General features: G+C 68.8%; 19 protein-coding genes and 1 riboswitch. Of the genes, 6 read left to right on the top strand and 13 right to left on the bottom strand.

Annotated features, from left to right (window positions below; translation table 11 throughout):
* Window positions 1-57: 57 nt before the first annotated feature.
* Window positions 58-1,533 carry a helicase HerA domain-containing protein gene (locus E4A53_RS00610; RefSeq protein ID WP_136161174.1) on the bottom strand — a complete coding sequence of 492 codons (1,476 nt, stop codon included), beginning with the start codon at window positions 1,531-1,533 and terminating at the stop codon, window positions 58-60.
* Window positions 1,534-1,631: 98 nt separating this feature from the next.
* Between E4A53_RS00610 and E4A53_RS00605 the strand changes: the two genes are divergently transcribed.
* A complete protein-coding gene (locus tag E4A53_RS00605; protein WP_136161173.1) occupies window positions 1,632-2,252 on the top strand; it encodes a trimeric intracellular cation channel family protein in 621 nt (206 codons plus the stop codon).
* A 9-nt stretch (window positions 2,253-2,261) separates the two neighbouring features.
* Here the strand turns inward: E4A53_RS00605 and E4A53_RS00600 are convergent, their stop codons facing one another.
* Window positions 2,262-2,822 carry a GNAT family N-acetyltransferase gene (locus tag E4A53_RS00600; protein WP_136161172.1) on the bottom strand — a complete coding sequence of 187 codons (561 nt, stop codon included), beginning with the start codon at window positions 2,820-2,822 and terminating at the stop codon, window positions 2,262-2,264.
* Window positions 2,819-4,705, bottom strand: coding sequence for a signal peptide peptidase SppA (sppA, locus tag E4A53_RS00595; RefSeq protein WP_136161388.1), 1,887 nt, complete (start codon window positions 4,703-4,705; stop codon window positions 2,819-2,821). Before sppA ends, E4A53_RS00600 begins: the two co-directional genes overlap by 4 nt.
* Before the next feature lie 271 nt (window positions 4,706-4,976).
* Here sppA and E4A53_RS14825 point away from each other — a divergent pair, with 271 nt between their 5' ends.
* From E4A53_RS14825 to groL, 3 genes are all read left to right on the top strand, one after another.
* Complete coding sequence (locus E4A53_RS14825; protein ID WP_136161171.1) at window positions 4,977-5,588, top strand: DVUA0089 family protein; 612 nt, start codon at window positions 4,977-4,979, stop codon at window positions 5,586-5,588.
* A gap of 197 nt (window positions 5,589-5,785) precedes the next feature.
* Window positions 5,786-6,082, top strand: a complete 297-nt coding sequence (gene groES, locus E4A53_RS00585) for a co-chaperone GroES (RefSeq protein WP_275401783.1) — start codon at window positions 5,786-5,788, stop codon at window positions 6,080-6,082.
* Window positions 6,083-6,177: 95 nt separating this feature from the next.
* Complete coding sequence (gene groL, locus E4A53_RS00580; protein WP_136161169.1) at window positions 6,178-7,821, top strand: chaperonin GroEL; 1,644 nt, start codon at window positions 6,178-6,180, stop codon at window positions 7,819-7,821.
* Between the two features lie 280 nt (window positions 7,822-8,101).
* Here groL and crcB read toward each other — a convergent pair whose 3' ends face one another.
* Together crcB and E4A53_RS00570 are read right to left on the bottom strand one after the other, a co-directional pair.
* Window positions 8,102-8,479, bottom strand: a complete 378-nt coding sequence (gene crcB, locus E4A53_RS00575; protein WP_136161168.1) for a fluoride efflux transporter CrcB — start codon at window positions 8,477-8,479, stop codon at window positions 8,102-8,104.
* A 20-nt stretch (window positions 8,480-8,499) separates the two neighbouring features.
* A riboswitch (Fluoride riboswitch) is annotated at window positions 8,500-8,573 on the bottom strand.
* Between the two features lie 75 nt (window positions 8,574-8,648).
* Entirely contained in the window at window positions 8,649-10,397 is a 1,749-nt protein-coding gene (locus E4A53_RS00570; RefSeq protein ID WP_136161167.1) for a PHA/PHB synthase family protein, read from the bottom strand.
* 274 nt (window positions 10,398-10,671) lie between these two features.
* Between E4A53_RS00570 and E4A53_RS00565 the strand changes: the two genes are divergently transcribed.
* Entirely contained in the window at window positions 10,672-11,892 is a 1,221-nt protein-coding gene (locus tag E4A53_RS00565) for an LL-diaminopimelate aminotransferase (protein ID WP_136161166.1), read from the top strand.
* Window positions 11,893-11,905: 13 nt separating this feature from the next.
* Here E4A53_RS00565 and dcd read toward each other — a convergent pair whose 3' ends face one another.
* From dcd to E4A53_RS00550, 3 genes are read right to left on the bottom strand one after another with little or no spacing between them, the layout of a single operon-like run.
* Window positions 11,906-12,460: a dCTP deaminase gene (gene dcd, locus E4A53_RS00560; RefSeq protein ID WP_136161165.1), complete on the bottom strand. Its 555-nt coding sequence runs from the start codon at window positions 12,458-12,460 to the stop codon at window positions 11,906-11,908.
* A complete protein-coding gene (locus tag E4A53_RS00555; protein ID WP_239018063.1) occupies window positions 12,460-12,960 on the bottom strand; it encodes a cytidine deaminase in 501 nt (166 codons plus the stop codon). The genes dcd and E4A53_RS00555 overlap by 1 nt, the downstream gene beginning before the upstream one ends.
* Before the next feature lies 1 nt (window position 12,961).
* Window positions 12,962-13,444 (bottom strand): UPF0262 family protein, encoded by a 483-nt coding sequence (locus E4A53_RS00550; RefSeq protein WP_136161164.1) that lies wholly within the window; start codon window positions 13,442-13,444, stop codon window positions 12,962-12,964.
* Between the two features lie 136 nt (window positions 13,445-13,580).
* Here E4A53_RS00550 and E4A53_RS00545 point away from each other — a divergent pair, with 136 nt between their 5' ends.
* Complete coding sequence (locus tag E4A53_RS00545; RefSeq protein WP_136161163.1) at window positions 13,581-15,092, top strand: replicative DNA helicase; 1,512 nt, start codon at window positions 13,581-13,583, stop codon at window positions 15,090-15,092.
* Window positions 15,093-15,324: 232 nt separating this feature from the next.
* On the opposite strand, the gene E4A53_RS00540 is transcribed toward E4A53_RS00545, so the two are convergent.
* Genes E4A53_RS00540 through cobA form a run of 5 tightly spaced genes read right to left on the bottom strand, consistent with a single transcriptional unit; the run spans window position 15,325 to window position 19,210 of the window.
* The gene (locus E4A53_RS00540) at window positions 15,325-16,080 is read right to left on the bottom strand and encodes a phosphoadenylyl-sulfate reductase (protein ID WP_136161162.1); all 756 of its coding nucleotides are present in this window, start codon (window positions 16,078-16,080) and stop codon (window positions 15,325-15,327) included.
* Entirely contained in the window at window positions 16,073-16,498 is a 426-nt protein-coding gene (locus tag E4A53_RS00535; protein ID WP_136161161.1) for a DUF934 domain-containing protein, read from the bottom strand. The genes E4A53_RS00540 and E4A53_RS00535 overlap by 8 nt, the downstream gene beginning before the upstream one ends.
* Window positions 16,491-18,134, bottom strand: a complete 1,644-nt coding sequence (locus E4A53_RS00530; protein WP_136161160.1) for a nitrite/sulfite reductase — start codon at window positions 18,132-18,134, stop codon at window positions 16,491-16,493. Before E4A53_RS00530 ends, E4A53_RS00535 begins: the two co-directional genes overlap by 8 nt.
* Window positions 18,135-18,158: 24 nt before the next feature.
* On the bottom strand, window positions 18,159-18,455 hold the full coding sequence (locus tag E4A53_RS00525) for a DUF2849 domain-containing protein (protein WP_136161159.1): 297 nt from the start codon (window positions 18,453-18,455) through the stop codon (window positions 18,159-18,161).
* Entirely contained in the window at window positions 18,452-19,210 is a 759-nt protein-coding gene (cobA, locus tag E4A53_RS00520) for a uroporphyrinogen-III C-methyltransferase (protein WP_136161158.1), read from the bottom strand. The genes E4A53_RS00525 and cobA overlap by 4 nt, the downstream gene beginning before the upstream one ends.
* Window positions 19,211-19,249 lie beyond the last annotated feature (39 nt).

Genomic DNA, 19,249 nt, shown 5'->3' with positions numbered 1-19,249 from the left:
GCTCGACGGCGGTTTGTCGAGGCCGGGGGTCGCCCATCCGCCGCAATCGGCGACGGATCACGCCTCGACCGGGCTGTCGGCGGCGGTCGACCAGCCGAGCTGGGGGATGGTGAGGGTCCGCCGGCCGCGCAGGTCGGTGCGCGAGACGACGACGTCCTGCCCCTCAATGAAGCCGACCAGCCGGCGGATCCGGCTGAGCGAGTGGGTGCCGTAGGCCCGCGCCAGCGCCTCGTCCGACGGGCAGGGGGCGCCGTCCCGCGCGGCCCGGGCGATCAGCAGGAAGATGCTGAGCATGTCCTCCGGCAGCCGGTCGGCGATCGCCAGCGCCTGCGCCATCGCGTCGTCCGGCGCCGGTTCGCCGAACAGGCCGGCGCGGGCCATCGCCAGCCGCCGGGTGAAGGCGATGGGCGCCAGCGCCGGGCGCGGGCAGCCGCGCATCCGGCAGCGGACGATGAAATCCTGATAGAGTTCGGGCGGCGCGCGGTAGGCGGCGTCGGCGTCGGCGACGATGTCGCGCAGCACTGCTTCGGCGATGGCGGCGGTGTCATCCTCGCCGTCATCCGGCGCGGCGGCGGACGCGGCCGGCTGCGCCTTGTCGTCGATTGCGCGGAACAGCGCCTCGACCGGCACCGGCACCGGCACCGGCGCGGGCGGCGGTGGCGTGGCGGGTGGTTCCGCCTCGACCGCTTCGAACAGCAGGGCGCGGCGATCGTCGTCGGACAGGGTGGGCAGCGGCGCCAGCGCCGGGCCGCCGCCGCGCCCCGCCGTCTCAACCGCACCGATGCGGATCAGGCGCGGGCGGCGGGCGAGGGCGGGGCCGAGCGCCAGGAACTGCCCGCGCTCCAGATCGCGGATCTGCTCCGCTTGCCGCCGTTCCATGCCGAGCAGGTCGGCGGCGCGGGCCATGTCGATGTCGAGGAAGGTGCGGCCCATCAGGAAATTCGACGCCTCGGCCGCGACATTCTTGGCCAGCTTGGCCAGCCGCTGGGTGGCGATAACCCCGGCGAGGCCGCGCTTGCGGCCCCGGCACATCAGGTTGGTCATCGCGCCGAGCGCCGCCTTGCGCGCGTCCTCCCCGACATCGCCGGCGGCGGCCGGGGCGAAGAGCTGCGCTTCGTCGACGACGACCAGCACCGGGTACCAATGGCCGCGCGGCGCGTCGAACAGCCGGTTGAGGAAGGTGCCGGCGCAGCGCAACTGGGCGTCGACGTCCAGCCCCTCCAGGTTGAGGACGACGGAGACGCGGTGTTCGCGGACGCGGGCGGCGATGCCGGCGACTTCCGCTTCGCTGTAGTCGGCCGCCTCGACGACCATGTGGCCATAACGGTCGGCCAGCCCGACGAAATCGCCTTCCGGGTCGATGACGACATGCTGCACCCATTCGGCGCTTGCTTCCAGCAGGCGACGGAGCAGGTGGGACTTGCCCGACCCGGAATTGCCCTGAACCAGCAGGCGGGTGGCGAGCAGTTCTTCCAGATCGAGGTTCGCCGTGGCGCCGGCGGAATCAAGGCCCATCGGAATGCGGATCGTCATGCGCCTGCCAGTGCCCCATCCGCGCGACCGGGTGCAAGGCGCGATCCGGCGCGCCGGCGTGATTCCCTTTTTTCGAATCGGCGGCTAAGGCCGTGGGCATGGAGCCGACGCAGTATCTTGGACCAATCCTGTCGGTAATCGACCTGCTTGGTATCGCCGTGTTCGCCGCATCTGGCGCGCTGCAGGCGGCGCAGCAGCGGCAAACGCTGGTCACCTTCGCCTTTTTCGCGCTGGTCACCGGCACCGGCGGCGGCACCGTGCGCGACATGCTGATCGGCGCGCCGGTGTTCTGGGTGGTCGACAGCCGCTATCCGCTGATCTGCCTGGTGACGGCGCTGCTCGTCTGGATGACGCCGCGCGCCTGGTGGAAGGACCGGGCGCTCGACTGGTTCGACGCGATCGGCCTTGCCGCCTATGCGGTCTATGGCGCGGCCAAGGCGCTGAGCGCCGGCATCGCGCCGTTGCCGGCGGCGATGATGGGGGTGGTGACGGCGTGCATGGGCGGCATCATCCGCGACGTGCTCGCCGGCCAGCCGTCGATCATCCTGCGGCCTGAACTTTATGTGACCGCCGCGGTGCTGGCGGCGGCGCTGTTCGTGCTGCTGGTGCTGGCGGGGATGGCGGTGCCGGTCGCGGCGATCCTCGCCGCGCTGGCCGGGTTCCTGCTGCGCGCGCTGGCGATCGTGCGCGGGCTGGCGCTGCCCGTCTACAGGGGGTGAGCGGGCCGGTTAAGGGTCGCGCCGGACGCCGACATCGGCGAAGCGCAGCGGTTCCTCCGGCGGGCCGTTCGGGTCCGCCAGGCTGGCCTGCCAGATGCCGACATCGTGCCAGCGGCCCTGCTTCCAGCCGACCTCGCGATAGACCCCGGCGCGGCGGAAGCCGACCGATTCGTGCAGGCCGATCGATGCGTCGTTGGGCAGGGTGATGACCGCGATCGCCTGCGTGAAATTCTGGGCGCGCAGCGTATCGATCAGCGCTTCGTAGAGCAGCCGGCCGACGCCCTGCCGCGCCGCGCCGCTCGCGACATAGACCGACGTCTCGACACAGAAGCGGTAGGCGGCGCGTTCGCGGAACCGCATCGCGCTGGCGTAGCCGAGCAGCGCGTCGGTATCCTCGCCGGTGGCGACCAGCCAGGGGTAGAGGCCGTCTTCCCCTTCCATCCGGCTGCGCATTGTCCGGGTCGACGGCGGTTCGGTTTCGAACGACACCGCGCTGGCCAGCACGTGGGTGGAATAGATGGCGGCGATCTGGGCGGCGTCCTCCGGCCGCGCGGCGCGGATCAGGATCATCGTGCCAGCCTCCCCGCCAGCCAGCCGAGCAGGGTCGCGTCCCCCGTCACGGGTGGCGCAACCGCGTAGCGCGCGCATTCAAGGCAGCGCACCTGCAGCGCCGGGCCGCGCACCATGGCCGCCGCGTCGGTGAGCGCGCCGAGCAGCAGCGCCCGGTTGCGCCGCGCCAACTGGGTCAGCAGGTCGGATGCGCCGTCCTGCCCGGCGGCATCGTCGTCATTCTTGCGCGCCCAGGCCTGAACCAGCGTCGACCAGGTGTCCGGCGCTTTTTCGAGGTAGACGGTCCTGGCCGTTGCCGGATCGATCCGTGCGCGGCGGGCGGCGTCGGCGACCGCGTCGTCGAGCGAGCCGAACGCGTCGACCAGGCCAAGCTGGCGCGCGGTGCCGCCGTCCCACACCCGGCCCTGGCCGATCTCGTTCACCCGCTCGACCGGCAGGCCGCGCGCGTCGGCGACGAGACGCAGGAAGCGGCGGTAGATGTCCTCCACCCCGACCTGCATTATCCGGTCGAATTCCGGGGTCGTGCCGCCGATCAGGTCCGGCTGGCCGCTGAGCGGGGTGGTCTTCACCCCGTCGCTGGTCACCCCGACCTTGGCGAGCGCGTTCTCCGCCGTCGGCAGCACGCCGAACACGCCGATCGAGCCGGTGATCGTCGTCGGCTCGGCAAAGATCCGGTCGGCGGCGGTGGTCACCCAATAGCCGCCCGATGCGGCGACCGAGCCCATCGACACGACGACCGGCAGCCCCTGCTTCCTGGCGTCGAGCAGGGCGGAACGGATCTGTTCGGAGGCGAGAGCGGAACCGCCCGGCGAATCGACGCGCAGCACCAGCGCCTTCAGCGATTTCTCCGCCAGGCCCTTGTGGATGAAGCGGGCGATGGTGGCGCCGCCGGCGGTGCCGGGACCGGCCTCTCCATCGACTATCGTGCCGGCGACGGTGACGACGCCGATCGAGCCGCTGGACGGCGGCGGGTTGCCGGCGATCCAGTCGTCGAGGGCGATCCGCTTGAACCAGCCGGCGGGCTTTGTCGTGTCGCCGCCGGCGATGGCGGCGACACGGGCGCCAAAGGCGGTGCGGTCGCCGAGCCGATCGACGATGCCGGCGGCGAGCACGGCCTTCGCCATATCGCCGCCCGCCGCGGCGAGCGCCGCCGACGGATCGCCGACGAAACCGGCGAGCTTCGCCTGCGGCCGGGCGGTCGCGACATGCTTCTGCCAGCCTTCCCACAGCGCATTGGCCAGCGCCTGGTTCGCCGCGCGCGCTTCCGGCGACTGATCGGCGCGGGTGTACGGCTCCACCGCCGACTTGAACGCGCCGACGCGGTAGACGTGCGTGGTCACACCGAGCCGGTCGATCAGCCCCTTGTAGTAGAGCCGCGAGCCGCCGGGGCCGGTGAACACCGCCAGCCCCATCGGGTTGAGCCAGATTTCGGAGGCATGGGCGGCAAGGGTGTAGCTGTCGTCGGTATAGCCGGTGGCATAGGCCAGCACCGGCTTGCCGGCCTTGCGCACGCGGCCGAGCGCGTCGCCGACCGTTTCCAGCGCGACCGCGCCGCCGCCGACGAAGCCGTCGAGATCGAGCACCACCGCCTTGACCTGATCGTCCGTGGCGGCGGTATCGAGCGCGCGGACCAGATCGCGCAGCCGGAACTCGCGCAGCCGCTTTTCCTGGCCGGTGAGCGCGGTCAGGCCGCTGACCTCCGCCGGCTGTTCGACGATCGTGCCGGTCAGGTCCAGCAGCAAGGCGCCGTCGCCGGTGGTGGAGGCGGCGGGGCGCATCGACAGCGCCGCGTAGAGCAGCGCGAAGAACAACAGCATGAACACCAGCACCAGCGCGTCCTTGACGCCGACCAGCACCGTCCACGCACCCTTGAGCAATTTCATCATGCAATCTCCGCCGCCGCGGAACGCGGTGGCCAGGTTTGTTTACGGTTTGATCGGTAAAAAGGGAAATCCGCCCGATTCGGAAGCGGCGAAATTCCGGCAGGGGCGGCTGTGCCGAAAGCGGACAGTGTCGGCAAAGCTGACATTAACCGCGTGTTTTTACCGTCGTTTCGCCCGGAATGCATAAATGGCACGGCGATTGCTGTGCGGGAATTCGTTGGCGTCCGGTGTTTTGAGATCGGGGGACGCCGTGTTGATAGGGGGTCCGTTCATGTCGCGTATCAAGGCTCGTTTCGCCGCTCTGCTCGCCACCGCCGCCTTCGCCGCCACGCCGGCCGCCGCCGTCGACCTGTCGTTCGTCGGCACCCTGCCGGCCGAAAACGGCGTGGCGTTCATCGATTTCTCGCTGAACGCGGCGGGCTCGGTGACGCTTGCCAGCTACGGCTATGCCGGCGGCACCAATGCTGCGGGGCAGACGATCGCTGCCGGCGGTTTCGACAGCATCCTGACGCTGTTCGACAAGACGACCGGCGCGCGCATCGCCCAGAACGACGACCGCAACGGGTGGGGCGCCATCGCCTATGACCCGTTGCTGACGCTGAATCTCGCGGCCGGCAGCTATACCGCCGCCCTGTCGTCCTTCACCAATTTCTCGATGGGGCCGAACCTGGCGTATGGCTTCACCGATTTCGGCCTGTTCTTCGGGCGTTCCGGCAACTGGGCGCTCGATATTTCGGGCGACACGCTGGTCGCGCCGGCGATCCGCGCCAATACCGCGCCGGTCGCGGTGCCGGAACCCGCGGCATGGGCGCTGATGATTGCCGGATTCGGCCTTGCCGGCTATGCGTTCCGCCGCCGTCGCGGCACCGTCCGCTTCGCCTGAGGCCACCCTCGTCGATCACCATCGATGCCGCCGCTGGCCCGTGCCGGCGGCGGCTTTCGTTTTTCGGTCCGATATTCCTTCGCCCCCGTTGACAGGCCGGGCGGCGCTCCACATATGGTCCGCTGTTAGCACTCTCCGTGGGTGAGTGCTAATCCTGTTCAACACCGGGGGCATTGTGCCTTCGACAAGCTAAAGGGATGGCCGAAATGAAATTTCGTCCGCTTCACGACCGTGTGCTGGTTCGCCGGGTCGAGGCCGAGGAAAAGACCGCCGGCGGGATCATCATTCCCGACACCGCCAAGGAAAAGCCGCAGGAAGGCGAGGTCGTGGCCGTTGGCGAGGGCACGCGTGACGATGACGGCGACCGCATCGCGCTCGACGTCAAGGCCGGCGACCGCATCCTGTTCGGCAAGTGGTCCGGCACCGAGGTCAAGGTCGACGGCGAGGACCTGATCATCATGAAGGAAAGCGACATCCTGGGGATCGTCGGCTGACTTCCCGGCCCTGCCGCCCGGCGGCGGGGCAAAGAGCGATCGCATGACTATGGGCCCCGGTCATCCGGGCGCCCGCAAAGGAAGGAACAACGAACATGGCAGCGAAAGACGTCAAGTTTTCGCGTGACGCGCGCGAGCGCATCCTCCGCGGCGTGGACATCCTCGCCGATGCGGTGAAGGTGACCCTGGGGCCGAAGGGCCGCAACGTCGTCATCGACAAGAGCTTCGGCGCGCCGCGCATCACCAAGGACGGCGTGACCGTCGCCAAGGAAATCGAGCTGAAGGACAAGTTCGAGAACATGGGCGCGCAGATGCTGCGCGAGGTGGCGTCGAAGACCAACGACAAGGCCGGTGACGGCACCACGACCGCGACCGTGCTCGCCCAGGCGATCGTCCGCGAGGGCATGAAGTCGGTCGCCGCCGGCATGAATCCGATGGACCTGAAGCGCGGCATCGACCTGGCCGTCGCCAAGGTGGTCGAGGACATCCAGAAGCGCTCGAAGCCGGTCGCCGGCTCGAACGAGATCGCCCAGGTCGGCGTGATTTCCGCCAATGGCGACACCGTCGTCGGCGAGAAGATCGCCGAGGCGATGGAGAAGGTCGGCAAGGAAGGCGTCATCACCGTCGAGGAGGCCAAGGGCCTGGAGTTCGAGCTGGATGTCGTCGAAGGCATGCAGTTCGACCGCGGCTATCTGTCGCCCTATTTCATCACCAACCCGGAAAAGATGCAGGTCGAGCTTCAGGACCCCTACATCCTGATCCACGAGAAGAAGCTGTCGAACCTGCAGGCGATGCTGCCGATCCTCGAATCCGTGGTGCAGAGCGGCCGTCCGCTGCTGATCATCGCCGAGGACATCGAAGGCGAGGCGCTGGCGACGCTGGTCGTCAACAAGCTGCGCGGCGGCCTGAAGGTCGCCGCGGTCAAGGCGCCGGGCTTCGGCGATCGCCGCAAGGCGATGCTGGAGGACATCGCGATCCTGACCAAGGGCGAGATGATCTCCGAGGATCTCGGCATCAAGCTGGAGAACGTCACCCTCGGCATGCTCGGCCAGGCCAAGCGCGTGACCATCGACAAGGACAACACCACCATCGTCGACGGTGCCGGCGACGAGGCGGCGATCAAGGGCCGCGTCGAGGCGATCCGCCAGCAGATCGAGCTCACGACCAGCGACTATGACCGCGAGAAGCTGCAGGAGCGGCTGGCCAAGCTGGCCGGCGGCGTCGCGGTGATCAAGGTCGGCGGTTCGACCGAGGTCGAGGTCAAGGAGCGCAAGGACCGCGTCGACGACGCCCTCCACGCCACCCGCGCGGCGGTTGAGGAAGGCATCATCGCCGGCGGCGGCACCGCTCTCCTCTATTCGACCAAGGCGATCGAGGGGCTGAAGGGCGCCAACGACGACCAGACCCGCGGCATCGACATCGTCCGCAAGGCGCTCTACGCGCCGGTCCGCCAGATCGCGCAGAACGCCGGTCATGACGGCGCGGTGATTTCCGGCAAGCTGCTGGAAGGCAGCGACACCGCGGTCGGCTTCAACGCCCAGACCGACAAGTACGAGAACCTGGTCAGCGCCGGCGTGATCGACCCGACCAAGGTCGTTCGCACCGCCCTCCAGGACGCGGCGTCGGTCGCCGGCCTGCTCATCACGACGGAAGCCGCCGTGTCCGAGCTGCCGGAAGACAAGCCCGCCATGCCGATGGGCGGCGGCGGCATGGGTGGCATGGGCGGCATGGACTTCTAAGTCCCCCCGCCCGGCCGCTCGGCTGGAACAGGAAGGGCCGGGGAGCGATCCCCGGCCCTTTGCTTTTGTGAGAGCGGAGCGGGTGGGCAAGGACGCCCAAGGTGCGGCTCCTACCCGTCCATCCCGAGCGTAGTCGAGGGACGCACCCAGCCACCGTGCGTCCCTCGACTACGCTCGGGATGGACGGGTGTGGGGAGGGCGGCGGCGGGATGCCGGCCCCTGTACATCCCTGCCCCCTGCGCATCCGGCCCTTTGTTGCGACGGGGCGTGCGCGTGGAGTTCAGCCCAAGCGCCGCGTGATGTGGAGCACGGCGATCATGGCCAGCAGCGATATGACGAAGCTTGCCAGGACATAGCCGACTGCCGCCGCCGGCTGTCCGCGCTGCCACAACGTCATCGTGTCGAGGGTGAAGGTCGACCAGGTGGTGAAGCCGCCGATGAGCCCGGTCGCGAGGAACAGGCGCAGGTCGTAATTCCCCAGGGCGAAGCTGGCGAACAGGCCGGCGACGAGGCCCATCAGCGCCGAGCCGAAGATATTGACCGCCAACGTGCCGTAAGGAAAATTCGGTCCTAGCAGCCGGAGCGACGCGAGTCCCACCAGATGGCGGAGCGCCCCGCCGATCCCGGAGCCGATGAAAACAATCAGGGTCGAGCGCACGATTCCTCCTTGCCGCGAGGCATCAGGCAGGAATCATCAGCCTTTTCGGCGGTTCGGCCCGAAGGCCCGGCAGAAATCCATTGCCGTGACGCTCAATAGGGGACGCGCTTCGGCGCGGTCAACCTGCCTTGGAACCCGCCCGACCGAGGCCCGCCCTGACGAAGCAAAGCTACCGGGTTTTTACGTAGCGGCCGGGGGCGTCTTCTATGGCTTTCAGCTTGCCCTTGCCGGGGATGCGGGCGCCCTTGGCCTTGACGGTGCCGGCATCCAGGTCGTGCAGCCAGGCGAGCCAATCGGGCCACCAGCTGCCTTTCGTCTCGGTCGCGCCGGCGATGAACGCGTCAAGGCTGGGCGCGCGCCCGGCATTGGTCCAGTACTGATACTTGCCGGCGCTTGGTGGGTTGACGACGCCGGCGATATGGCCGGAGCCGGCAAGGACGAAGCGGATCGGGCCGGCGAAATGCTCGGTGATCTTCCAGACGCTGTCGGGCGGCGCGATATGGTCCTCGCGGCCGGCCTGGACATAGGCGGGCGTGGTCACCCTGGTCAGGTCGATCGGCGTGCCGGCGGCGCTGAGCGCGCCGGGCTGGACGAGCTTGTTGTCGCGGTACAGGTCGCAGAGATAGGCGCGGTGCCATTTCGCCGGCAGGTTGGTGGTGTCGCCGTTCCAGTGGAGCAGGTCGAACGGCGGATAATCCTGCCCGAGCAGGTAGTTGTTGACGACGTAGTTCCAGATCAGGTCGCGCCCGCGCAGCAGGTTGAACGTCACCGCCATGTAGCGCCCGTCGAGATAGCCGTCGCCCGACAGGCTCTCGATCAGTTTCAACTGCTCGTCGTCGATGAAATGGCGCAGCTCCCCGGCGCGGGAGAAATCGACCTGGGCGGTGAAGAAGGTGGCACTGGCGACCTTCGTCGCCTCGCCGCGCGCGGCGAGCACCGCCAGCGTCGCCGCCAGCGTGGTGCCGGCGACGCAATAGCCGATGCTGTGGACGGCGGGCACGTCGAGCAGCGCGCGCACCGTGTCGATCGCGTCGATCTGGGCGGCGATGTAATCGTCCCAGGTGACGTCCTTCATTGATGCGTCGGCCGATTTCCACGACACGACGAACACCGACACGCCCTGTTCGACCGCCCAGCGGATAAAGCTTTTCTCCGGGTTCAGATCGAGGATGTAGAAGCGGTTGATCCACGGCGGGAAGATCAGCAGCGGCACCGCCAGCACCCTTTCCGTCGCCGGGGCGTAGTGGATCAGCTGGTAGAGCGGGGTTTCGTGGACGACCTTGCCCGGCGTCGTCGCGATGTTGCGCCCGACCTCGAACGCGTCGGGGTCGGTGTGGGTCAGCTGGCCCTTGCCCAGGTCGCGCAGCATATGCTCCAGCCCCTTGAGCAGGTTCTCGCCGCGCGTTTCCACCGTCTTTGCCATCACCTCGGGATTGGTGAAGGCGAAGTTGGACGGGCTCATCGCATCGACCACCGCCTTCGTCGCGAAGCGCAGCTTGTCCTTCTGTTCGGCGGGGATGCCGTCGAGCGCCTCGACCCCGCGCAGCATATGGTCGGCGATCAGCAGATAGGATTGGCGGATCAGGTCGAACAGCGGGTTTTCCTGCCACAGCGGCGAGGCGAAGCGGCGGTCCTTGACCGTCGGCGGATCGGCCGGGGCGACCGCCGGGTTCAGGAAGCGCTGCCAAAGCGCCATGCTCTCGGTCCAGAAATCGACCTGGGCCTGGGCGAGCGAGGCGCCACTGCCGAGACCGGGAAGCACGCCGGGCGGGCCGGCGGGCGCCGGTATCTCCGCCGCTTTCGCCATCTGGTCGAAACCATGTTCGAGCAGCATCTGCTGGGCGCGGCCGATCACCCAGGTCCAGCGCTGCATATCCTCCAGGCTGGGCGGCGGGGGCGGCGCGGCGGTGTCGGTCATGGGCGGGCTCCTCCGGGGGCAAGAGCTAGGGTTTGTCCGCTTCAAGCGGAATCGGCACCGACCCGCTCCCCCACCCGGCCTTCCAACGGCAGTATCTTGTGGGAGGCCGGGTGGGGGAGCGGGCTGGCGCCGCCTGAAGCGGACCGACTCTAGGCTGGAAGCGGGCGGAGCGGAATAGCGACCATGCACGGCTGGCCCGGCGCCAAACAGGCTTCGACAAGCACCTGTTCGCGCGGTATCAACGGGGCTCCACCCCAATGATCGGACCGGAGTTATGACCGACGAGTTCTATCGCATCCGCCGCCTGCCGCCCTATGTCATCGCCGAAGTCAACGCGATGCGGGCAGCGGCACGCGCGGCGGGCGAGGACATCATCGATCTCGGCATGGGCAATCCGGACCTGCCGCCGCCGCCGCACGTGATCGACAAGCTGTGCGAGGTCGCGCGCAAACCGGACGCCCACGGCTATTCCGCGTCCAAGGGCATCCCCGGCCTGCGTCGCGCCCAGGCCAACTACTATCAGCGCCGTTTCGGCGTCGAGTTGGACCCGGACAGCGAAGTTGTCGTCACGCTTGGCTCGAAGGAAGGGCTGGCCAACCTGGCGCAGGCGATCACCGCGCCCGGCGACGTCGTGCTGGCGCCCAACCCCAGCTACCCGATCCACACCTTCGGCTTCATCATCGCCGGCGCATCGATCCGTTCGGTGCCGACGACGCCGGACGAGCGCTATTTCGAGGCGCTGGAGCGGGCGGTGCGGTTCACCGTGCCGAAGCCGTCGGTGCTGGTCGTCGGCTATCCGTCCAACCCGACGGCGGAGGTCGTCGACTTGGCCTTCTACACCCGGCTGGTCGCCTTCGCGAAGGAACACGGCCTGTGGGTGCTGTCCGACCTCGCCTATTCGGAAATCTATTTCGACGGCCAGCCGACGCCGTCGATCCTGCAGGCGCCGGGGGCCAGGGACGTCGCCGTCGAATTCACCTCGATGTCCAAGACCTACAGCATGGCCGGCTGGCGGATGGGGTTCGCCGTCGGCAACAAGACGCTGATCGCGGCGCTGACCCGGGTCAAATCCTACCTCGATTATGGCGCGTTCACCCCGATCCAGGCGGCCGCCGTCGCCGCGATCAACGGGCCGCAGGACATCGTCGAGAACAACCGCCAGCTCTACAAGCGGCGGCGCGACGTGATGGTCGAAAGCTTTGGCCGGGCGGGCTGGGACATTCCACCGCCCCGCGCCAGCATGTTCGCGTGGGCGCCGCTGCCGCCGGCGCTCGCCCATCTCGGCAGCCTTGAATTCTCGAAGCAGTTGCTGACCCATGCCGGCGTCGCGGTGGCGCCGGGCGTCGGCTATGGCGAGGATGGCGAAGGCTTCGTCCGCATCGCGATGGTCGAGAACGAGCAGCGGATCCGCCAGGCGGCGCGCAACGTGAAGCGCTACCTGAGCAGCATGGGCGTCAACACCCCGGCGCGCGGCGCGCGGGCTGAGCGGTGCTAGGCCACCCTCGGCCCTACAGCTTCGGCAGGGTAACGCCGCGCTGGCCCATATATTTGCCGGCGCGGTCGGCGTAGCTGACTTCGCAGGGTTCGTTGCCCTGCAGGAACAGGAACTGGCACGCCCCTTCGTTGGCGTAGATCCGCGCCGGGAGCGGGGTGGTGTTGGAGAATTCCAGGGTCACATGGCCTTCCCAGCCCGGTTCCAGCGGGGTGACGTTGACGATGATGCCGCAGCGCGCATAGGTCGACTTGCCGAGGCAGATGACCAGCACGTCACGCGGCACCCGGAAATATTCGACGGTGCGGGCGAGGGCGAAGCTGTTCGGTGGGATGACGCAGACGTCGGTCTTGCGGTCGACGAAGCTGTTGGCGGCGAAATCCTTCGGGTCGACGATGGCGCTGTCGACATTGGTGAAGATCTTGAATTCGTCCGCCACCCGCGCGTCATAGCCGTAGGAGCTGAGCCCGAAGCTGATGCAGCCGTCGCGCTTCTGGCTTTCGACGAACGGTTCGATCATGCCGTGGGCCAGCGCCTGTTCGCGGATCCAGCGGTCGGACAATATCGCCATCAGCGCCTCTCTTCTCGTGTGTCGGTGGCAGGTCCCAGGCCCAGATCTGCCGGGCCGAAGGCATGCGGCAACAGCGCCGACAGCGCGTGGGTGACGATGGCGTCGCCCTGTGCCGCCGCGCAGTGGACGAGGATGTCGCGCCCGCCGGTCTGCGCCGCCTCGTTCAGCACTTGACGGCAGCGGCCGCAGGGGGTGACCGGCGCGGTGCCGGTGATCGCGCCGTCGCCAAGCGCGCCGCCGGCGACGGCGATCGCGACGATATCGGCGAGCCGGCCGGCGCTGTTCGCCGTCGCCAGCGCCACCGTTTCGGCGCAGAGCGACAGGCCGTAGCTGGCGTTTTCAAAATTGGCGCCGGTGACGATGCCGCCGTCGGCGAGCAGCACCGCCGCGCCGACGCCGAAGCGCGAATAGGGGGCATGGGCATGGACGGCCGCGGCGCGGGCGGCGGCGACGAGCGCGGCGGGGCTGGTGGCGGGGGCTGGAGCGGCGGGCATGGTCATCTCACCCCTTGATATGGAGCACGCAGATCAGCGTGAACAGCCGCCGGGCGGTGGGGAAGTCGACCTCGATCTTGCCGCCGAACCGTTCGATCAGCAATTCGGCCGCGCTGTCGTGGATGCCGCGCCGGGCCATGTCGATCGTTTCGATCTGCTGCGCGCTGGCCTGGCGGATCGCCTGATAATAGCTGTCGCAGATCGCGAAATATTCGCGGATCGGGCGCTGGAAGCGGCCGAGGGCGAGGATCAGCGTGTCGAGCGGGGTGCCGTCTTCCCGCGACAGGGCGACGACCAGCCGGCCTTCCTCGACGCTGAGGCGGAGGCGGTACGGCCCGGCATAATCGTCCGTCGCGGCGCGCAGCGGCTTGAAGTAATTGCCCTCGATCAGGTCGAAGATCGCGATCCGCCGTTCCTGCTCGACATCGGCGTTGCGCCACAAAATCGTGCGCTCGTCCAGTTCGACGTCGATGATCCGCGGATCGCCCATGCCCGGCCTGTAGAAGGGAAGTGCGGCGCAGCAAAGCCCCCGCGGGGCGCCCGGCGGTTATCCACAGGCCGCCAACAGGGCCTGCGCCGACTTATCCTGTCTTGCCGGGGGAAGCGGAAAAGGGGAGAAGGCGGGGATGGGAAATATCGTGTCGATTATGCCGCCCGTGGAGGGTGAAGCCACCGCCCTGCCGCAGAATATCGAGGCGGAAGCGGCGCTGCTCGGCGCGCTGATGATCGACAACCGGCTGGCCGAGGACGTGCAGCTGAAGCTGCGGCCCGAGCATTTCTTCGAACCGATCCACGGGCGCATCTACGAAGCGATCCTGAAGCTGCTCGACCGCAACATGGTTGCCAATCCGGTGACGCTGAAGCCGCTGTTCGACGGCGACGAGGGCATGAGGGAGGTCGGCGGGCCGGCCTATCTCGCCCAGCTGACCGGCAGCGGCGCGGCTCTGATCGGCGCGCGCGACTTCGCGGCGCAGATCTATGACCTGGCGATGCTGCGGGCGCTGATCGACGTCGGCCGGACGATGGTCGAGAATGCGATGGACACGTCCGAGGCGGTCGACCCCAAGGGGCAGATCGAGGCGGCGGAAGTGTCGCTCTACAAGGTCGCCGAGGGCGGCGACGAGAGCGGCGGAGTCAAGAGCTTCCTGCAGGCGGCGCGCTCTGCGGTCGAGGCGGCGGAGCGGGCGCAGAACGCCGGCGGCAAGATTTCCGGCATCACCACCGGGCTGAGCGACCTGAACGCGCAGACCGGCGGTCTGCAGCGCAGCGACCTGCTGATCCTTGCCGGGCGGCCGGGCATGGGCAAGACGTCGCTCGCCACCAATATCGCGTTCAACGCCGCCACCCGCTGGGTGCGCGACCGCGCCGACGGCATCCCGCCGGAACGCTCGCTCGGCGCGCGGGTGGCGTTCTTCAGCCTGGAAATGTCGGCCGACCAGCTGGCGACGCGCATTCTGGCGGAAGAATCCGGTGTGGTCGCCCACAAGATTCGGTCCGGCGCGCTCAGCACCCAGGAATTCCGCGAATTCGCGCGGGCGGCGGCAACGCTGGAAGAACTGCCGCTGTTCATCGACGACACGCCGGGCCTGACCATCGCCGCGCTGCGCACCCGCGCCCGGCGGCTGAAGCGACGGCACGACATCGGCCTGGTTGTCGTCGACTACCTCCAGCTGCTGCAAGGGTCCGGCCGCAGTTCGAACGAGAACCGGGTGCAGGAGATTTCGGAGATCAGCCGCGGGCTGAAGACGCTGGCCAAGGAGCTGAACGTGCCGGTGCTGGCGCTGTCGCAGCTCAGCCGCGCGGTCGAGCAGCGCGAGGACAGACGCCCGCAGCTGTCGGACCTGCGCGAATCCGGCTCGATCGAGCAGGACGCCGACATCGTGATGTTCGTCTACCGCGAGGAATATTATCACGACATGAAGCGGCCGGACGAACCGACCGACCACAGTTCCGCCGAGGACCGCGACAAGTACAGCAACTGGCAGGCCCGCCATCTGGAGGTGGTCGGCCGGGCGACCGTGTTCGTCGCCAAGCAGCGCCACGGCGCCACCGGCAACGTCAACCTGCGCTTCGAGAGCGAGATCACCAAATTCTCCGACCTGGCGCATGACGGCTATACGGCGATGCAGACCCGCTGAGGGGCGGTTTCCGGGTGCTGGCCCCGCGTCCGTGTCCCACCGCTCCCGTCGCTCGAGCCCGGCCCGATCCCGTCCATCCCGAGCGTAGTCGAGGGACGCATGGTGGCTGGCGCGTCCCTTGACTACGCTCGGGATGGACGGAGTTGGGGCATGGGGTGCTGGTGCGTCCCTCGACTGCGCTCGGGATGGGCGGATATGGGGCGTGGGGGGTGGCGCGGCGCCGCCTCCGGGGTCAGAAGACCGGTTCGTCGCCGTCGTTGACGCCGTGGATGCCGCATTCGACCTTGTCCCAGCCGCGCCAGCGGCCGGCGCGGGGGTCTTCGCCGGGGCGGACCTTGCTGGTGCACGGGGCGCAGCCGATCGACGGATAACCCTGCGCCTCCAGCGGGTGGCGGGGGAGGGCGTGTTCGGCGAAATAAGCGTCGAGGTCGGCCTTGCTCCAGTCGGCGAGCGGGTTGAGCTTCAGCCGGCCCTCGTCGATCTCGAAGCGGGGCAGGGCGGTACGGGTGCCGCTCTGGAAGCCCTTGCGGCCGGAAATCCACGCGGTGAACGGCAGCAGCGCGCGGCGCAGCGGCTCGACCTTGCGGATGCCGCAGCAGCCGTCCGGGTCGTAGGACCAGCGCAGGCCGGTCTCGTCGCGCGCCGCCAGGATGCGCGGGTCCGGCCGGTAGACGCGCAGGTCGACGAAACCCAGCCGTTCGGCCAGTTCGTCGCGATAGGCGAGGGTTTCGCCGAAGATCTTCTGGGTGTTGACGAAGATCAGCGGCACCGCCCGGTCGACCTGGGCGACGAGGTGGAGCAGCACCGCCGACTCCGCTCCGAAGGACGAGACCAGCGCCACCTGCCCGGCCAGTTCGCCGGTCAGCAGCTCCGCCAGCATCGCCGCGCTGCCGACGCCGGCGAAGCGCGCGTTCAGCCGGTCGGCGTCAGCCTGAGTGAAGCTGGGCGCGACGTCGATCGTGTCGAGCCGGCGGGCCGGCTCACCCATGGCGCAGATTCCACACCGGCACCGAGCGGTCGGCGGCGGTCTGGTAGACGTTGGGATAGCGTTCGAGCGACGCCTTCACCACGTCCAGGTCGAGCGGCTGGGCCGGCGCGAAGCTGTCGAAGCCGCAGCGGCGCATGAACAGTAGCTGGTCGACCAGCACGTCGCCTTCGGCGCGCAGTTCGCCGGTGTAGCCGGCCTCGCGCAGGATGCGGGCGGAGGAATAGCCGCGCCCGTCGCGGAAGCGGGGGAAGGACACCTCGACCAGCGCCAGCCGGCCGAAATGCGGGATCAGCAGCCGCGCATCCTCCCCCGCCTCCAGCCGGACGGCGGTGGCGTCGCTCTGCTCGAGGAACGCGTCGAGGGTGACCGCCGGCTCCTCGTGCGGCTCGTCGTCGCGGAAGCGCAGGAGATTATCCATAGATCGCCTCCTTGAACGGTTCGAAGCCGACGCGGCGGTAGGTGTCGAGGAAGCGTTCGCCCTCCGTCCGCAACTGGCGGTAGCGCTCGATCGTCCGTTCGACCGCATCGACGACACCGTCCTCGTCGAAGCCGGGGCCGGTGATCTTGGCGAGCGCCGCATCCTCCGCGCCCGACCCGCCGAGCAGAAGCTGGTAGTTCTCCGTCCCCTTCCGGTCGACGCCGAGAATGCCGATATGGCCGACATGGTGGTGGCCGCAGGCGTTGATGCAGCCGCTGATCTTGATCTTCAGCTCGCCCAGGTCCTTTTGCCGGTCATAGTCGGCGAAGCGGTCGGCGATCTTCTGCGCGACCGGGATCGAGCGGGCGTTGGCGAGGCTGCAATAGTCGAGACCGGGGCAGACGATGATGTCGCTGACCAGATCGACATTGGCGGTGGCGAGGCCGGCCGCGTCGAGCGCCTGCCACAGCGCGTGGAGATCGGCCTTGCGGACATGCGGCAGCACGACATTCTGCGCGTGGGTCGAGCGCAGTTCGTCGAACGCATAGCGTTCGGCGAGGTCGGCGAGCAGCTCGAGCTGGTCGGCGGTGATGTCGCCGGGGATGCCGCCGGGCGGCTTCAGGCTGACGGTGACGATCGCATAGCCGGGCTGGCGGTGGGCGTGGACGTTATGCGTCAGCCAGCGGGCGAAGGCCGGATCGGCGGCCGCCGCCGGGTCGATCGTGTCGGCAAGGCCGGTTTCGAACGGCGGCGGCGCGAACTGGACGGCGATACGGTCAAGCTCCGCCTGCGGGAAGGGCGGCTCGGTCGGCAGCATCAACTGCCATTCCTCCTCGACCTGGCGGGTGAATTCCTCCGCGCCGAGATCGTGGACGAGGATCTTGATCCGCGCCTTGTGGATGTTGTCGCGCCGGCCGTAGCGGTTCCACACCCGCATGATCGCCGCGATGTAGCTGAGCAGGTGCTGCGGCGGCAGATAGGGGCGGACCAGCTTGGCAATGAACGGGGTGCGGCCCATGCCGCCGCCGACATGCACGCAAAAGCCGATTTCGCCGTCCGGCCCCGGCACCAGTTTCAGCGCGATGTCGTGCGACAGCGCGGCGACGCGGTCGTTGTCCGACGCGGTCAGCGCGATCTTGAACTTGCGCGGGAAGTAGCTGAATTCCGGGTGGAAGGTCGTCCACTGGCGGATCAGTTCCGCCCAGGGCCGGGGATCGGCGATCTCGTCGGCGGCGGCACCGGCGAAATGATCCGACGAGATGTTGCGGATGCTCTCGCCGCTGGTCTGGATGGCGTGCATTTCCACCGTCGCCAGTTCCGCCAGGATGTCCGGCGCCTGTTCCAGCTTGATCCAGTGGAACTGCATGTTCTGGCGGGTGGTGAAATGGCCGTAGTCGCGGCTGTAGGTGCGCGCGATATGGCCGAGCATGCGGAGCTGCCGCCCGGACATCATGCCATAGGGCACGGCGACGCGCAGCATATAGGCGTGGAGCTGCAGATAGAGGCCGTTCTTCAGCCTGAGCGGCTTGAACTGGTCCTCGCTCAGTTCGCCGGCGATGCGGCGGCGGGTCTGGTCGCGGAACTCGTCGACGCGGGCATCGACGATCTCCTGGTCGAAGCGGTCATATTTGTACACGATACGGCTCCTGCTACGCGGCCATCAGATCACCCAGCCGCCGGCGTCGGGATCGGCTGGCTTCAGGGTCAGGTCGGGGCGCACGGTCGGGCCGAGCGCGCGGATACGGTGTTTGATATGGGCGGGGCGCGGGCCGTCCGGCGTCGCCACCGCGTCGATGATCGCCGGCGTGTTGACCCGGCGCAGCGCTTCCTCGCGCGCCAGGATCGGTTCGCCGTGCTCGCCGACGTCGACCGCATCCTCGACATGGAGCGACCAGTCCTGCCCGGTCCACCAGGTGACCGCGCCGCTTTTCAGGTCGTTGCCGGTCAGCAGCTTCATGCCAGCGCCTCCGCCCGGCGGGCGAGCGAGCGCAGCCGATCATCGGCATCGGCGCGGGCCGCGACCTGGCCGACGACGATGATCGCCGGGCTGACCACCCGTTCGCGCGCGACCATGCCGCCCAGGTCGGCGAGCAGGGTGCGCAGCGCCCGGAAATCCGGCCGGCCGCCCTTTTCGAGGACGACGACCGGCATCGCCGGCGCCACGCCGTCCATCATCAGCTTGTCGGCGATGGCGGCGGCGGTGGCGACCCCCATGTAGATGACCAGGGTGCGGCCGCGGCCGGCAAGCCCCGCCCAGTTCTGTTCCGACAGGCCCTTGCACTGGCCGGCGACGAAGCTGACCGCGCTCGCCGCGTCGCGGTGGGTCAGCGGCAGCAGCGCCTCCGCCGCGCAGCCGAGCGCCGCCGAGATGCCGGGGACGACCTCTACCGGCACGCCGGCGGCGCGGCAGGCCTCGACCTCCTCGCCGCCGCGGCCGAAGATGAACGGATCGCCGCCCTTCAGCCGGACGACACGCCGCCCGGCCCGCGCCTCCGCCACCAGCAGGGCGTTGATCGCCTCCTGCGTCATGGTGTGGCGACTGCGCGCCTTGGCGACCGACACCAGCTGCGCCGCGCTCAGCGCCAGGATGCGCGGATCGACCAGCCCGTCATGGACGACGACATCCGCTTCGCCGAGCAGGCGCGCCGCCCGCAGCGTCAGCAGGTCCGGATCGCCGGGGCCGGCCCCGACCAGATGAACAGTTCCACTCATGGCCGGGCAATGCTGCGACCGGCGCAAAAGCTCAAACCG

The sequence above is a fragment of the Sphingomonas flavalba genome (assembly GCF_004796535.1).
In the GTDB taxonomy this organism is placed as follows: Bacteria; Pseudomonadota; Alphaproteobacteria; order Sphingomonadales; family Sphingomonadaceae; genus Sphingomonas_L; species Sphingomonas_L flavalba.
Note: the sequence above shows the minus strand (reverse complement) of the source record. Positions and strands in the feature narration are given on the sequence as shown.

Bases quoted from the DNA above. Each gene is read 5' to 3' on its own strand.
- E4A53_RS00610 (WP_136161174.1), bottom strand. From the start codon at position 1,533: ATGACGATCCGCATTCCGATGGGCCTTGATTCCGCCGGCGCCACGGCG.
- E4A53_RS00605 (WP_136161173.1), top strand. From the start codon at position 1,632: ATGGAGCCGACGCAGTATCTTGGACCAATCCTGTCGGTAATCGACCTG.
- E4A53_RS00600 (WP_136161172.1), bottom strand. From the start codon at position 2,822: ATGATCCTGATCCGCGCCGCGCGGCCGGAGGACGCCGCCCAGATCGCC.
- sppA (WP_136161388.1), bottom strand. From the start codon at position 4,705: ATGAAATTGCTCAAGGGTGCGTGGACGGTGCTGGTCGGCGTCAAGGAC.
- E4A53_RS14825 (WP_136161171.1), top strand. From the start codon at position 4,977: ATGTCGCGTATCAAGGCTCGTTTCGCCGCTCTGCTCGCCACCGCCGCC.
- groES (WP_275401783.1), top strand. From the start codon at position 5,786: ATGGCCGAAATGAAATTTCGTCCGCTTCACGACCGTGTGCTGGTTCGC.
- groL (WP_136161169.1), top strand. From the start codon at position 6,178: ATGGCAGCGAAAGACGTCAAGTTTTCGCGTGACGCGCGCGAGCGCATC.
- E4A53_RS00570 (WP_136161167.1), bottom strand. From the start codon at position 10,397: ATGACCGACACCGCCGCGCCGCCCCCGCCGCCCAGCCTGGAGGATATG.
- E4A53_RS00565 (WP_136161166.1), top strand. From the start codon at position 10,672: ATGACCGACGAGTTCTATCGCATCCGCCGCCTGCCGCCCTATGTCATC.
- dcd (WP_136161165.1), bottom strand. From the start codon at position 12,460: ATGGCGATATTGTCCGACCGCTGGATCCGCGAACAGGCGCTGGCCCAC.
- E4A53_RS00555 (WP_239018063.1), bottom strand. From the start codon at position 12,960: ATGACCATGCCCGCCGCTCCAGCCCCCGCCACCAGCCCCGCCGCGCTC.
- E4A53_RS00550 (WP_136161164.1), bottom strand. From the start codon at position 13,444: ATGGGCGATCCGCGGATCATCGACGTCGAACTGGACGAGCGCACGATT.
- E4A53_RS00545 (WP_136161163.1), top strand. From the start codon at position 13,581: ATGGGAAATATCGTGTCGATTATGCCGCCCGTGGAGGGTGAAGCCACC.
- E4A53_RS00540 (WP_136161162.1), bottom strand. From the start codon at position 16,080: ATGGGTGAGCCGGCCCGCCGGCTCGACACGATCGACGTCGCGCCCAGC.
- E4A53_RS00535 (WP_136161161.1), bottom strand. From the start codon at position 16,498: ATGGATAATCTCCTGCGCTTCCGCGACGACGAGCCGCACGAGGAGCCG.
- E4A53_RS00525 (WP_136161159.1), bottom strand. From the start codon at position 18,455: ATGAAGCTGCTGACCGGCAACGACCTGAAAAGCGGCGCGGTCACCTGG.
- cobA (WP_136161158.1), bottom strand. From the start codon at position 19,210: ATGAGTGGAACTGTTCATCTGGTCGGGGCCGGCCCCGGCGATCCGGAC.